The organism is Ligilactobacillus pobuzihii E100301 = KCTC 13174 (assembly GCF_000349725.1).
GTDB lineage: Bacteria > Bacillota > Bacilli > Lactobacillales > Lactobacillaceae > Ligilactobacillus > Ligilactobacillus pobuzihii.
On record NZ_APCP01000066.1, the window covers coordinates 23,282 to 37,558 of the forward strand.

The 14,277-nt window shown below is 39.1% G+C and carries 17 protein-coding genes and 1 pseudogene; 8 read left to right on the forward strand and 10 right to left on the reverse strand.

The window, feature by feature from the left end; all coding sequences use genetic code 11:
* Positions 1 to 133 precede the first annotated feature (133 nt).
* The 3 genes from LACPOB_RS0100890 to LACPOB_RS0100900 all read left to right on the forward strand — a co-directional run bounded on the left by LACPOB_RS0100890 (position 134) and on the right by LACPOB_RS0100900 (position 2,410).
* Entirely contained in the window at positions 134 to 697 is a 564-nt protein-coding gene (locus tag LACPOB_RS0100890; protein WP_017866959.1) for a TetR/AcrR family transcriptional regulator, read from the forward strand.
* A 590-nt stretch (positions 698 to 1,287) separates the two neighbouring features.
* Positions 1,288 to 1,875, forward strand: coding sequence for a site-specific integrase (locus tag LACPOB_RS0100895; RefSeq protein ID WP_017866960.1), 588 nt, complete (start codon positions 1,288 to 1,290; stop codon positions 1,873 to 1,875).
* Between the two features lie 28 nt (positions 1,876 to 1,903).
* Positions 1,904 to 2,410, forward strand: a complete 507-nt coding sequence (locus LACPOB_RS0100900) for a hypothetical protein (RefSeq protein ID WP_017866961.1) — start codon at positions 1,904 to 1,906, stop codon at positions 2,408 to 2,410.
* A gap of 238 nt (positions 2,411 to 2,648) precedes the next feature.
* On the opposite strand, the gene LACPOB_RS0100905 is transcribed toward LACPOB_RS0100900, so the two are convergent.
* The 6 genes and pseudogenes from LACPOB_RS0100905 to LACPOB_RS11480 form a co-directional block, all read right to left on the reverse strand.
* Positions 2,649 to 3,908: a cytochrome P450 gene (locus tag LACPOB_RS0100905; protein ID WP_017866962.1), complete on the reverse strand. Its 1,260-nt coding sequence runs from the start codon at positions 3,906 to 3,908 to the stop codon at positions 2,649 to 2,651.
* A gap of 555 nt (positions 3,909 to 4,463) precedes the next feature.
* Positions 4,464 to 5,348: an IS3 family transposase gene (locus LACPOB_RS0100910; RefSeq protein WP_146983700.1), complete on the reverse strand. Its 885-nt coding sequence runs from the start codon at positions 5,346 to 5,348 to the stop codon at positions 4,464 to 4,466.
* Positions 5,333 to 5,590 (reverse strand): transposase, encoded by a 258-nt coding sequence (locus tag LACPOB_RS0100915; RefSeq protein WP_017866964.1) that lies wholly within the window; start codon positions 5,588 to 5,590, stop codon positions 5,333 to 5,335. The genes LACPOB_RS0100910 and LACPOB_RS0100915 overlap by 16 nt, the downstream gene beginning before the upstream one ends.
* 298 nt (positions 5,591 to 5,888) lie before the next feature.
* Complete coding sequence (locus LACPOB_RS12800; protein WP_017866965.1) at positions 5,889 to 6,029, reverse strand: hypothetical protein; 141 nt, start codon at positions 6,027 to 6,029, stop codon at positions 5,889 to 5,891.
* A gap of 10 nt (positions 6,030 to 6,039) precedes the next feature.
* The gene (locus LACPOB_RS0100925) at positions 6,040 to 6,291 is read right to left on the reverse strand and encodes a GlsB/YeaQ/YmgE family stress response membrane protein (RefSeq protein WP_003680323.1); all 252 of its coding nucleotides are present in this window, start codon (positions 6,289 to 6,291) and stop codon (positions 6,040 to 6,042) included.
* Between the two features lie 14 nt (positions 6,292 to 6,305).
* Positions 6,306 to 6,614 (reverse strand): annotated as a pseudogene (locus tag LACPOB_RS11480) (Asp23/Gls24 family envelope stress response protein); the annotation flags it as partial.
* 189 nt (positions 6,615 to 6,803) lie between these two features.
* On the opposite strand from LACPOB_RS11480, the gene LACPOB_RS0100935 reads away from it, so the two are divergent.
* Positions 6,804 to 7,385, forward strand: coding sequence for a recombinase family protein (locus LACPOB_RS0100935; RefSeq protein ID WP_017866967.1), 582 nt, complete (start codon positions 6,804 to 6,806; stop codon positions 7,383 to 7,385).
* A 398-nt stretch (positions 7,386 to 7,783) separates the two neighbouring features.
* On the opposite strand, the gene LACPOB_RS13260 is transcribed toward LACPOB_RS0100935, so the two are convergent.
* Positions 7,784 to 8,014 (reverse strand): protein rep, encoded by a 231-nt coding sequence (locus tag LACPOB_RS13260; protein ID WP_225426376.1) that lies wholly within the window; start codon positions 8,012 to 8,014, stop codon positions 7,784 to 7,786.
* Positions 8,015 to 8,177: 163 nt separating this feature from the next.
* On the opposite strand from LACPOB_RS13260, the gene LACPOB_RS0100945 reads away from it, so the two are divergent.
* Complete coding sequence (locus tag LACPOB_RS0100945) at positions 8,178 to 8,432, forward strand: PspC domain-containing protein (protein WP_026142687.1); 255 nt, start codon at positions 8,178 to 8,180, stop codon at positions 8,430 to 8,432.
* Positions 8,433 to 8,613: 181 nt separating this feature from the next.
* The gene (locus tag LACPOB_RS0100950; protein ID WP_017866970.1) at positions 8,614 to 9,171 is read left to right on the forward strand and encodes a YdhK family protein; all 558 of its coding nucleotides are present in this window, start codon (positions 8,614 to 8,616) and stop codon (positions 9,169 to 9,171) included.
* A 104-nt stretch (positions 9,172 to 9,275) separates the two neighbouring features.
* On the opposite strand, the gene LACPOB_RS0100955 is transcribed toward LACPOB_RS0100950, so the two are convergent.
* The 3 genes from LACPOB_RS0100955 to LACPOB_RS0100965 form a co-directional block, all read right to left on the reverse strand.
* Entirely contained in the window at positions 9,276 to 10,274 is a 999-nt protein-coding gene (locus LACPOB_RS0100955; RefSeq protein WP_017866971.1) for an IS30 family transposase, read from the reverse strand.
* Positions 10,275 to 10,595: 321 nt separating this feature from the next.
* A complete protein-coding gene (locus LACPOB_RS0100960) occupies positions 10,596 to 10,811 on the reverse strand; it encodes a hypothetical protein (RefSeq protein ID WP_003649837.1) in 216 nt (71 codons plus the stop codon).
* Between the two features lie 6 nt (positions 10,812 to 10,817).
* Entirely contained in the window at positions 10,818 to 11,603 is a 786-nt protein-coding gene (locus tag LACPOB_RS0100965) for a ParA family protein (protein WP_017866972.1), read from the reverse strand.
* A gap of 751 nt (positions 11,604 to 12,354) precedes the next feature.
* On the opposite strand from LACPOB_RS0100965, the gene ltrA reads away from it, so the two are divergent.
* Positions 12,355 to 13,740 carry a group II intron reverse transcriptase/maturase gene (ltrA, locus tag LACPOB_RS0100970; protein ID WP_026142688.1) on the forward strand — a complete coding sequence of 462 codons (1,386 nt, stop codon included), beginning with the start codon at positions 12,355 to 12,357 and terminating at the stop codon, positions 13,738 to 13,740.
* Positions 13,741 to 13,941: 201 nt separating this feature from the next.
* The coding region (locus LACPOB_RS0100975) for an alcohol dehydrogenase catalytic domain-containing protein (RefSeq protein ID WP_017866974.1) at positions 13,942 to 14,277 on the forward strand (336 nt) is incomplete at its 3' end.

Consider the following 14,277-nt stretch of genomic DNA (forward strand, 5'->3'; position numbering starts at 1 on the left):
CGTCTACTTATTTTGGTACATGTGTTAAACTATTGAAAAATAGTAAAATTTAAACAAAAAATATTCAAGTCACATTCTTTTGCATTTGTTCAAAAATGAACAGACCTGTCAAAGTGTTCAAGGAGATGATTGAATGAAAGTCTATTTAAATCATAAGCTTACTCGTGGGGCACGGCGTACACTAAACGCATTTTCTTCGGTTCTTTTAAACTTACTCCAACAGGAAAAATTTGAAAAAATAACGGTCAACCAGATCTGCACAGACGCGTGTTACCCGCGAACGACTTTTTATAATTATTTTGAAGATAAGTATGACTTACTGAATTATTGTTGGTTCCTAATCGTGAGCGATATTCAAATCAACAATACCCAGCATTTAACACCCGAAAAAGCGGCTCATCTTTATTTTGGCAATCTCTATGATCTGTTGACCGAACGGAAGGATCTCTTAGATAAAATCTTGCTTCACAACGATATTGAAGGTCAAATGGTTCAAAGCTTTGCCAACTACCTCAAAAAAGAGGTCAACCAGATTATTGGTGAACTCGAATCCAGTCTTGAGCATCAAGTTCCTAAAAAATTGCTGGTGGCCTATCTTTCCGAAACCGTCATGGTTTTGTTAACTTGGATTTTTATCGACCAACATGACTTGCCTAAAGAAACCGCGATCGATTACTTGGAACAGCTGTTAGCCTAACTGATGGAGCTAATCCAAAAAAGCAGCCTCACACTTTCTTACGTGCGGAATCTAAAAAAAACATTGACTACACTTACTTTTGGAAGGTAGTCGTTTACTTCAATTTTTACTTTTACGCTATCTACTTGATCCTTAGTAGCACTCAATTTGCAGTTCCATATAGGTGCACTTTACAACTTTTACCTCAGATCCTGCCTAATTAGCAAGAATTACAGAATCAGTGGGACAAATGCGCATAAAAACGCAATAAGCCGTGCTATTATCAAAAACCGAAATTTTATTAGTTTGACTCAAGAAGCCAAAAAGTACCAAACTTTTAAGATACTTTTACAGCTCATAATAGGCGTAGATTCAAGAGCTAAGAAAAATAGTTAAATTTTGTAGAGCGCTGATACAGTCAAAAGATATACAAAATTCACTACCACTTTTTATATGTTACATACATTTTTAGGGTCCATTATTTAGTAATGGACCCTCAGAAAGCTTGATTTAACAGTCTCTTAATGGTAAGCTACCAATTAAGGGGCAAAAACAATCAAATTAATAGCAAAATCGCCCCTATTTTTTAATAAAAAAGGAGCGATTTTTTGATGGAACAAAAAGTTTTACCGATCAAAGATTCGAACGTTTTACACCAGGTCCAGCGTTGTTTACAAGAAGATTTTAAAGCCGGCCGGCGTAATTACACTATTTTTCAGCTCGGCAAGGCAACTTTGTTGCGTGTGAGCGACATTTTAACGCTTAAACGGGCCGATGTCTTTGACGACAGGGGAAATGTGCGTCTCAACGCGTATCTCCACGACCACAAGACGGGGAAAGCCAACCGCTTATACTTAAAGCCCGTTATCGGGGATCTCTTAGCCTACCAACAGTGGTTACAACAAGAAAATCTAGTCTCGCCCTGGCTCTTTCCCTCGACCCAGCACCCGGACCAGCATTTGACCGAAAAACAATTCTACAAGATCATGCGTAAAGTGGGCGACCTCTTAGATTTAGACTATCTAGGAACGCACACCATGCGCAAAACCGGCGCTTACCGCGTCTATGTTCAATCGAACTACAATATTGGGCTGGTCATGCACCTCTTGAATCACAGCAGTGAAGCCATGACTTTGGCTTACTTAGGGCTAGATCAGGCTAGCACGGAAGAAATGTTAGATAATATTGATTTTGGGTAAAAATTAACTTAGTTGGGGGAGTACATACATGGATTTAAAAAATAAATTAGCAACAGCAAAGTTAGAAACAGAAAAGCTAGCTAAAATAATATCTAAAGCAGAAAGCAGTGACGCTGAAAGCGTTGATGTTCAAGATTTAGATAGAATATTATTGTTTACTTTAATTATCTACGGTATTTGTAATAACGATTTGTATCAAAAAAAAGACAAATTAAAGATCTCCGAAAAAGATTTAGAAAAAATGAACGCTTTTTATTTTGCATATAACAAAGCCAAACACACAACAGTTTTTAAAATTGAAGAAAAGGACTTATCATATGGTTCAATTGTCGGTAATGCAGTAGTTGGAAAAGCTCAGCTAGGAAAAACTTTTGGCATTGTATGGGCTAAGTTAAAAAAAACAAGAGCGAAGGATAGAGAAAAATATGCCGCATACAAAAAATACTTGGAGGGACAGAAAATTCTAGACACGATTTCTATGGGAATCGATTTAATAAAGCAGTACTACCCAAAACTAATCGAAATATATAAATAAATACCAGGGTCCATTTGTTATAATAGACCCAAAAAGAGGTGTCCTTTTTCATTTTCTAGGTACCTTTCTATTAGGCGCTTACGTTACTCTAACAATTACCGTTATCAATGGAATTTAAAAAAGATGACCCCTATTCAATATAGGAGGCATCTTCAAGCAGCTTAATCTCTTGTTTTATTGTGTCCTTGACATGGGTATCATTTTATCGGGAGCTCTCTACCAAACTTTTATTTTTAAATCATTCTTTAAACAACAATGCTTTACTATTTGGATACGTAGGAAATTGGTTCATTGGAACGGTCCAGTCTTGTTCGGGAATACTAAAGTTATATTTATTTACTAATTGGTCAGAAAAGACACGCATACTGTGAAGAGTAATCCATTCTCCTGCACAACGGTGCATATTTCTAAATTCTCCTCCACCTTGCGCAATCATTTCGTATTCTTCTTCATAAGAAATTTCTTTTGTTTTTCCAATATATCTTTTGATATCAAATTTTTCTGGATGATCAATCGTACGAGCGTCATGGTTTGTACCATAAATATCTAAGACAACCCAGCTATCTTTTGGTATTTCGTAACCATCAATTTCTACATCACGAAGAGCGATTGCTGGTAACATAGGAAAGAATGGATAGTAGCGACGCATTTCTTGAATAAAGGAATCTTGTAGGGTATCAAAGTCTTCTTTTAATTGGTCATACAAGTTCGTTTTACTGAAAAGCGCATGCCCCATTAAGGCCATCCAAACCGTCAGTGCTACAGTAGGACGAATGATGTTTAGCAATTCAACTGCTGCAACCTCTACTGGTAATAACTCTCCTTCTAGGTCTTCTGCTTGTGCGAATGTATAGAGGGCAAGATTTTCTTTGCCTGGTACAGGATTTTTGCGAGCTTCTTTAATTAATGATTGAGCCCATCCCTCTGATTCGTTACGGTCTTTTACTCCTTTCAAGTGGTCCGTTGGAGAAGTGATGGCTCCGCTAATCATGGATATTTGATTACTAGCAAGCTTATCGATTTCTTTCGGATCATACTGTGCTAGATTAATTCCAGCCCATTCACAAATAGAGTTAAAGAGAACTCTTTTAGAAAGGTCGAATAACTCAAAAGTGCCATGTTGCTGATCGAGTTCGGTTGCAAGATTTTGATCTAGAATAGCTCTATAGTCTTCCATACGTTCTGGAGTCATCAAATCCATGAAATAATTTTTACGTTGATGGTGTTTCTTTCCATCTATCGTCTGTACGCCGTCTTCACCAAATAAAGTTTTCAATACTCCTTTTGGCATAGACCCTTCCCGCTTGAAGTTTTCAGGATTATAAAATTTACGCGCTGCTTCTTCTCCATAAACGGTTGTAATTTCTTCTGTCAGAAATTCTGCTTTTGCTACTGGAGCATCTGCTTCTTCACGAAGCTCACCTAAAAGGTTATACCCTTTATTAATCAACTCCTTTACATCCGTTAGTTTGATTTTTGTTTCTGGTACTTGTTTCATTATTTCATCTCCTATTTGTTTTATTTCTACTAATAAAAACGTACTATTTAAACAACTCAGCGTCAAAAACACTGCTCACTGGGTCTATACTAATATCCTTCCAGAATACTCCATATAAAACAGTTCATTTTTTAAGCGTCCAAAAAGAACCTATACACCACTGCCTTAACTGGTTTCTATTCAATAGCCCAGCATTCGGACTTTCCCAGAATAAGCTTGTTCATATTCAAGATAATGAAAAACCGCCATCTGTTATTCTTTTAAAATAAGTTTCTTTTAGAATAAATTACGTTGTACCATTTTTTGTGAAAATAACTAGCATCGAAATAAGCCGTAGGCTTCCTTATTTGTAAAATAGCGGAAAGTAGTCAGTTCATTCCATGGTTTGTGTAAAAAAAGTGTCTGTTTTTTTACTCCGCTTTTATTTTTGCGTACGTCAAACAAACGATCCCTTCTAATTTTAAAAAAATTAAGCTACCCAAGCAGTTAGATAAGCTAGATGGTTTTTACTGATCTGGATTTAGATCAAGAATCTGGACACATTTTATGTATAATTTAAGCGACTAATTTTTCCTTTTCATTTGGAGTTAAATAATCAATGCTACTGTGAATTCGAGCACTGTTATAAAAGCTCTCAATGTAGCTGAATATTGCAGCATTTGCTTCTTCAAAATCCTGATAATGGTGTTGGTAAACCTCTTCTTTTTTCAAACTGGCGTGAAATGATTCCAAACATGAATTGTCATAGGGACAGCCACGCTTGCTATAAGAATGGCGAATATGGTGTTGCGCTAAGATCTGTTCAAAGCCAGCACTGCGGTACTGGCTACCCAGATCGGTATGCACAATTAAGTTATTAGTCGTCTTTCTAGTTTCAAAGGCTTGTTGAAAAGTGCTGATCACAAGATCAGCAGTCATATGACGGCTGATTTTATGGGCAATGATTTTACGTGAATATAAATCCTGAATGCTTGATAAATAACACCAGCCATTGGCTTTGGTGTGAATATAAGTTATGTCTGCACACCACTTTTGATTTGGACTGGTTGTACGAAAATCTTGCACGAGTATATTTGAATAATCAGTCGCATCAATATCATTAGTTTGTTGATAATGCCACTTCTTGCGCGTGATTGATTTTAACCCCATTTGGCGCATTAATCGTTGAACTAGCTTAATACTGGCAGTCTTACCTTCTTTTTGTAACGCTTTTAGAATTTTAGGTGCCCCGTAGATACGTCTAGAATTAAAGTAAATGCGTTTAATCGACTGGCTAAGTGTCTTACGACGCTTGGCTTGTGGCGATACATGATTCTGCTGATGTTCATAGTAAGTTGAGCGTGGAACTGAGAGTACTTTACAGGTTTCTTTGATACTATGGTGCTTCAAATTAATATCAACGGCTGTCTGCCAGTCATCTGGGTTTACTTTTTGGCGAATATGGTTAAGGCTTTTTTTAAGATGTCATTCTCACTTTCTAGCTGTTTCAAACGTTTTTGCAACGCTAAAACATCTGATTTGGAAATTCCACTTCCTTTGTCTTCTTTATATAGATTAATCCATTTGTAAATAGTTACATTTGATACACCATATTCGTCTGTAAGATCAGCTACCGGGGCGCCATCCTGGTACAGCTTGACAATCATTTTTCTAAAATCTACTGAGTACTTTTTCTTGGTCATAAAAACACAATCCTTCCTATTATGGAATTATACTAAATCGTGTCCATGATTTCATACTACCTTCAGTAAGAATACTATATTTATGTCTGTAAAAACAGTTTTTAACTGCTAGGTCATAATGTATAGATAAATAAAAGCAAGCACCTATGTAAAAAAGTGCCTGCTTTGATTAATTATTAAAAAAATTCCAATCTATATTTATAAAGGGTTATCTCCCCAATTTAAATATTGATTAACTGATCTTCAATTGCTCAATTATTTACGTTCTAAGAAGCCTAATACAGATAAATTTGGCTAATTATCCATGTAATTTTTGTTGCAATGTATCACCAATGCCATCTACTTTCTTAGCAGCAAAGACGGTGCCACCGATGAGGACACCACCTACAATGAGCGTAGAAGCGATCATAAACTTAAATACACTTTTCAAGACGTCCATAAAATTCCCCTTACTTTTTACTGGTTCGACCAACAACTAATGAAACAATCAGAACTAAAATAATTGCCCCGATGATCGATGGTATCAATGCCATGCCAGCTAACGAAGGGCCCCAAGTGCCAAGGAGCCCTTGGCCAATCCACGCACCGATTAAACCAGCTACGATGTTTGCAATCCAGCCCATAGCAGCACCACGGTTAGTGATTGCGCCAGCAATGGCACCAATGATTGCCCCGACGATTAATGACCATATAAGTCCCATATTTACTCACCCCCTTAGTTAACACGACTAGATTTATTGTCAGACGTTACTTTATCAACGCTGTCACCTAATGTTTCCTTCGATTTCTTTGCGCCCTTACTGACGGCTTCCTTCGTTTTGTCTGTGGCATCGCTCACGCGATCTTGCAGAGAAGTCGAATCTTTTTCATGTTGCTCCTTTGTCTTGACATCAACAACATTCACATTTACCTCAATTACTTCTAATTCGGTCATATTCTTTACTTCCCGAACGATAACATTTTTGATCTTGTCATACAGTTTAGAAATATCAATGCCGTATTCAGCAACAATGTCGAGATCCACCACCTTTACCATAATTATAGCAGGACAGTTGTGATGATGGAATTATATGCTCTTATAAGGAACCAATTAAGATTTTTGTTTGACTAAACCAATCTAGCCACTAGGGTATACCCTAGTGGCCGTTTTTATTTCTGTGCTATACTAGGAATTACAAGTGTTCATTAGAACTGTCCAAAAGGAGAATTGGAAATGGCTAAAATCGGTTATGCGCGTGTGAGTTCCAAGGAGCAACATTTAGATCGACAGTTAGCGGCTTTAAAAGACGTTGATAAATTATTTACGGATAAATTAAGTGGGGCTAACACTAATCGGCCAGAACTGAAAAAAATGCTGGCCTATATCCGTGAAGGTGATATTGTCCTGGTCACTGAATTAGATCGCTTAGGCAGAAACAACCAGGACTTAACTAAGATCATGAACACCATTCAAAATAAAGGTGCCACCCTAGATGTGTTGAATTTGCCGTCCATGACAGGGATTGCTGACCCAAATTTACGTCAACTGATGACCAACTTGATTATTGAACTCTATAAGTATCAGGCCGAAAGTGAACGGAAGCGGATTATTGAGCGCCAGCAACAAGGGATTGCCCTCGCCAAACAGCAAGGTAAATATCATGGTCGCAAACCTCAATATGCACAAGATGATCCCCGCCTACAACATGCGTTTAAACTTTATCAAACCGGTATGAGTGACATTGATGTGGCCCGAAATACGGGTATTAAACGAACTACCTTTATTAGATATCGTAAAAAATACAAAATTAAATGAAATAATTAACAAAAAATGGGCTAACAGCACGCTCGGTTATTTGCCGACAGGTTTTCGACTCACGCCGATAGATGTGCAAAAAACTTAGCTTAAAATCGAGTAAGATGTATAATTATGTTGTGGGCGCACAAAGGAACGGTATGTGGGTTCGAATCCCACCCTCGTCATTGGCCAACTCCCGATATCTTTTGCAGCGTCATATTGGCAGTACTTCCTGTCCTCTTAACAGAAACCGAAAGGAGCGATTCTATGCCTAAAAAAAGCAAATCTCTCAACGTCACTGTTATCCGTAATAATGACAACGGGTATTTTCTTCTGCATTAAGACGAGGTAGCTAATTGGTAGCAAAGGTGGACGATTAATCCCAGAAGAGAATAAAAGACCATGTAGTGCACCCTCTACTGGTCTTTTTTGTTTATGCTAAGCGCATCAGTTGTATTCTCAACCGTCGGCGTTAAAAATAAGAAGTGCACAGTCTTCTGTTGCTTAACTGCTTTTTCCAAAATTTGAGTTAACTGATTAGGCTGCTTCATTGCACGCCGCCACGTACATAATGATCGCAGACGAGGAGGGTAAAACAAAGTCTGCGCTAATTTCTTATGAGCTTGTCCATCTTTTACAAAGCACAAAATTTCTCCACATTCTTTAACTCGATGAGCCTTATACAGCGCAACGTCTACCTTTATTCACTACCGAAAGAAGTTTGGAATTCAAAGAGAATCCTTTGAGCTAAAGAAGGTATCAATTTTGAAATCATTCAAAGCCGAGTGTCACGCTTTATAATTTTTTCATATGGCAGATTGCAAGAAATTAACAAAATCGTCTGACAAAATAGTGAGTGGTGTTTTTGGCGGTATTGCTGAATATTTTGGTTGGGATAAGGCAATTGTGCGGATCATCGGTGCATTTTTGATCATATTTCCTGGTAATATTATCGGTGGGGCTATCTTATATGCAGTGACTGCGCTTGTTATGACTGATCCCACTCAAGGTGATCATTCCGATGATGGAGATTCAGTGATCAAGGGCGAATTTAGAGAAAAATAAAATTTGGTAATTCAGTAAAAAGCTTTCTCGTGCTAAGGGAAGGCTTTTTTATTGGCAGAATATGCCGCTTTTTTAAGATAAATGAGCATACTCAATTTGCTGAGGGTAATTTGTTGTCAACTAGCTATTCCTTAGTTATAGTTAAGGTAGAAACAGACTTTATCAAAAAGGAGTGGGAAAGTTGAAAAAGTTAGTACGGTATGTGTGTGCAGTAGTTGCCATGTTATTCTTGGTGGCAGGCTGTTCTAGTAATTCTACTCAAAAAGAAGGGTCATCTACGCACAGTCATTCTTCTGAGAAAACAGAAATGCACGAGCATACAGGTTCGAAAAAAGTGCATGGTTTAAAGAAAGCTGAGCAACCAAAATATAAGGCCGGTACTAAAGTTAAGTTAACGGCAGATCATATGAAAGGTATGAAAGATGCCAATGCAACGATCGTAAATGCTTATGACTCGAAGTTATACGCAGTAGATTACAAATCAACTTCCGATAAAAAAATGGTTAAAGATCATAAATGGGTCACTATTAATGAAATCGAGGGTAATCGAAAAGAATACAAAAAAGGTGATAAGGTAACATTAAAAGCTGATCATATGGCGGGGATGAAAAATAGCTCTGCTACGATAGTTGAGGTCCAAAAGGGACCAGCTTACATGGTAAATTATCAGCCTACAAATGGTGGCAAGCAAGTTACCAACCATAAATGGGTCGCTGAAGATGAAATTGGAAAACGTTAATATAAATCTGTAATAAAAGCTGATTTAAAAACTTTTAGTGATCAGCGTTGAAATAGGGATCAAAGCAAAACTTTTGTTTTGGTCCTTTTTTGCGCGACGAATTGTCAAATCAAGTGTAACTTTTTACCGAAGAAAACTTCAGACGGTGTCTTCCAGACTAAGACCTTACGGGGTCGATTATTTAAATCCCTGACAAACTTCGCGATATCTTGATCGGTCAGTTCATCAAGGTCAGTTCCTTTGGGAAAATACTCTCGGATGAGACCATTGGTATTTTCGTTGGTCCCACGTTGTTGTGGTGCGTGCGGGTCTGGAAAATAGACTGAGATACCAAGCTCTTTACCGACTTCACGATAACCCGCAAACTCTGTACCTCGGTCTGGTGTAAGCGTACGAACGCGTTTAGGTGTGACTGTATGCAGGAGGTCGATCATCGCTTGGGTCACATTCTTGGCATTCACTTTGGGTACACGCTCAGACAGAAGGTATCGTGACTTACGGTCGACCAGTGACACTAAACCCGAACGCCCGATCTTGCCGCGAACGGTATCGCCTTCCCAATGGCCAAAACGAGTCCGATTCTCACATGAGACTGGTCGTTCATGGACTGATGGGACATTATTAAAACGGCCACGTCGTTCGTTGACAGTTCCTTTAACCTTACGAGTTTTCCCACGATATCGTAACTTTCGAGCGAATCCTCGAGCCCCATGACTTTTACGTTTAACGCCTAAATTATTTCGTTCAATTCCGCGATAAATCGTGTTGTAGCTGATATGCCAATTACTGTTCTCTAAAGATAAACGACCGGCGATTTGCTCGGGTGACCATTGCCGTTGAAGAATGCAGTGAAGGACAAAGTCGCGTAGCTTTAAATTCTCCAGTACCCTGAGGCGACGACTCTTTAATCGGCGCTGTTGATAGTTCTGCTGGGCTTTTACGGCAGAATAGGCACCCCGACCGCCGTTGCGTTTAATTTCTCGTGACACAGTGGCTTTGGAACAACCGATTTGATCGGCAATAACCTGGTAAGTATGGTGTAAAGTTACACCTAACAGTATGCATTCGCGGTCTTTTAAGGTAAGATGTGTATATGGACTCATAGCCTAAGAACTCCTTTAGATGATTGTTATGGTGACTTCATTCTACAGGACTCAGGCTAGGAGTCTATTTTTATTTTCTTACTTGTTGCACTTCAATTGTAAATTCGTCTATCAAAAAGGGCCTAGTACTTTTGGAATGGAAATACTTTCCAACACCAAAAATTCTAGACCTCTAAATTTGCGATCTACCACGTATGTTTAAATCAAATTTATTTTAAATATACCTTGTACAGTGAAGTTTACTGATTGTGTGATTTATGATAAAAGATTAATCTTTTATCATAAATCACACAATCAGTAATACATAAGTTAAGCTCAATCTTATTTACGTTTGGCAAGGCCTTCACGAATAATTTTTTCTAAGACATCAACAATTTTTTCGTCATTCTCAAAAGCGATGCGTTTAACTTCTTTATATGTGCTCATGCGAAGTTGAACGGTTTTAGTTCTTTCTGTTTCGAATTGGTATGGACTTTTTAGATTTTTAAGTTGTTCAGATGCCTTTTTACTAACTTTGTTTAAAAAATCTTCTGCCATGATAAATTACTCCTCTAACTGTTGAATTCTAAGTATTTGTTCATTAAGAACCATTTGGTACATTTGGATTGCTCTTTTATCCCAATGGTCTTTATTCCGTATTCCTTCATTAGCAAACGTTTTAACCCGTTCTTGAGTTCTAATTGAGTTTGAAAAGACCCCTTCGCCAAAAAAGTCTTTTGCTTGTGCAGAAATTTCAGTATCAACTTTTGCACGTGGCTTCATTAAGTACAATATGGCACCAACTAACTGAAAACTTCCATTGTATTGTTCACGTAGTTCACCTAAATGCGTAGCTGTTTTTAAAGAACTTGTATATGACTGCTTTTGAGTTTGTAAGACAATTGAGATGAAATCTGAAGCCATGATTGCGTTATTAGTAAAGACATTTATTGTTGGTGGTACGTCAATAAAAATATAATCGTAATTTTGTTTTAACTTTGAAAGCATTTGTGGTAATAGAATATTACGTTTAACCCGACTAACTTTTTCTACAGCACCAATCCATAAAGACAATGTCCAATCTGTAGGAATCATATCAATTTGGTTTGTAACAGACACAATAGATTTAGACAAATTCCCTCCAAGAAGGCCCTCATATAATGAAAGTTCCGGCTTTAAATCGGCTTTATAAGTCTCCTTCATAATTTCAGTTGCATTTCCCTGGGGATCGAAATCTATAAGTAGTACTTTTTTCCCCTCTTGACCCAATAAATAGGTTTCCATTACAGTCAAGGTGGTCTTACCAACGCCACCTTTAAAGTTGAAGTTTAATAGTGTTTTCCCATTCATAGTAGCACCTACCTTTACATAAATCATATCCATAAAACTATTTACTTAACCTTTGCAGAATGATATGCTTTTTTCATAAACAAAAAATCCCAATCCACTCGGGATTGGGATTTTTGCAGTATTGACAAGTAGCTATCTTGCAGCTACCTAGTCCAAGCAATTTTCACCGCCAAGTTAAAATTGCTTGAAAAAATTGTAATCTTGTTTACGTGCTAATTATACCGCAAGCAAACCTTAAGGGCAAGCAAAGGTAAACTAATTAAAACGAAGATAAGACCAATGGACTAAGTAGCTTGTAATAACTACTTAGTCCATTTTTAGGGTGCGCCCGGCATGGGCAGTAACTAGGCGGTGTAAGTCCGCTGTGAGCCGTAGTGGCCGGTATCACGAGTCGAAGACAAGGGTGTCTATCGTGAGGTAGAATCTGAAGGAAGTCCTAGACGAAACATCGAATCGATGAACAAGAAGTGGCTAAAAGGCTGGAAACGGTGGGATGAGATTGCCTAACAAATCGAAGTCCCTGACCACTCGAAACCGTCACAGTAAAGCCAACGGTTTGATGCGAAAGCTACTGCTCTTACCCGGGGAGGTCTGTCATGGTAGTTCTCTCAAGCTGGAAGTTATTTCTGGCAGGAACAGGCTCAATAGTAATGTTGAGTTGTCCATGACAGAAGTCAGCCGAGGCCATAGTAGCCAGTAATGGTGAAGGGCTGAACAACAATAATTTTGATTCATCCTGGAGGTGGAAACAATACGACAATCGCAGAAAACAGAAAATAAAGCTGACTACCTGCGGAGGGTAACCCTGGAAGGGTCAGAGCAAACAGGAGCGCGTAGCGTTGTTTCTGGTGAAAAGAGAACTCAAAATGGCTTATTACGTGAGAAGGTCTTAGACCGGAATAATTTAAATCGGGCCTTTGTCCATGTCAAGCGTAATAAAGGGGCTGGAGGAATTGACGGCATGTCCGTTGAGGAACTTGGCCCATACTTGAAAGAGAATAACGTAAAACTAATCGAGGCCTTGCGAACCGAAAGCTATGAACCCCAACCTGTCAAACGAGTTGAGATTCCTAAGCCAGATGGTTCGAAACGTCAGTTAGGAATCCCAACGGTCGTTGACCGTGTGGTTCAACAGGCGTTACAACAGCAACTGTCTCCTATTTTTGAAAAAGTATTCTCAGATAATAGTTATGGTTTTCGCCCACACCGCAGTGCACAAAGTGCTGTGAAAAAGGTGGTTGCTTATTATAATCAGGGTTATCACTACGTGGTCGACCTTGATTTAAAGTCATATTTTGACAATGTGAACCATGATTTACTAATTAAATTTGTTGAAAATTACATTAGTGAGCCATGGGTCTTGCATTTGATTCGTAAGTTCTTGACGAGTGGTGTTATGAATGGTCGATTTTTCGAGAAGTCCGCTAAAGGTACACCGCAAGGTGGCAATATTTCACCATTACTAGCAAATATTTATCTGAACGAGCTGGACAAAGAATTGACCAGAAGAGGACATAAATTTGTACGCTATGCGGATGACTGTAATATCTATGTTAAAAGTAAGCGTGCGGGTGAACGGGTTCTCAAAAGCATCACCCAGTTTTTAGAAAAGGAACTCAAAGTTGAAGTGAATGCAGAAAAGACGCAAGTCGGTTCTCCACTAAGACTGAAGTTTCTAGGTTTTTCGCTGGGTGCGGGACGCAAGGGAGCCTATTTGCGCCCACATCAGAAGTCAAAACAAAGAGTTAAGCAGGAACTGAAACGAATTACTAGGAGGAATCGAGGCGTTAGCCTAGACAAAATTCTCAAAGAAATCAAACAGAAAATGCAGGGCTGGGTTCAGTATTATTCCATTGGGAAAATGTCTTCATTCTTAAGGAATCTAGATGCTTGGTTGCGTTCGCGCATCCGTCAGTACATCTGGAAGCAGCGGAAGAATATTGGAACCCGATTCAAAGCGCTGGTCAAATTAGGGATGAGCCACAAACAAGCCAAAACCTACGCAAATACGCGGAAAGGATACTGGCGTAACGCTCACAGTAAAACACTGTTGATGACCATAACCAATAAAAGACTGACACAACGGGGACTATTAAACATGTCTCAGTTGTATCAGTCAATACAAAGTAAAGCTTAAATTGTTGAACCGCCGTATACGGTTCCGTACGTACGGTGGTGTGGGAGGTCGATAGTGTGAACTATCTCCTACCCGATTGGAAATATTGGTTCAGTGACGATAATTAGAAGATTTGGAAAACCGAGCCACCTTTGCGTTCTCGCCCAGTTTCGTTAAAATTAAGGACAGATATAATTAAAATGATGAGAGGAGTTTTTTTAGATGCAGGCAGTGACTTTCGAGCAACTCGGTGGGCCGGAAGCGTTACGATTGCGGGAAATTGACGAACCGCAACTACGGGCCAATCAGGTACTGGTCCGGGTGCAGGCCGTGGCGGTCGACCACGTCGATACCTTTGTTCGTAGTGGGGCGTTTCAAACGGCACTGGCCACGCCGCACGTTGTCGGCCGTGATTTGGTCGGCACGGTACTGCGGGTGGCGGCCGGCGTGACTAACTTTGCGGTCGGTGATTTGGTTTGGACCAACTCTGCCGGTTACGACGGGCGGATGGGGGCGACCGCCGAAATGGTGGCGGTTGCTGCCGACCGGCTTTATCCG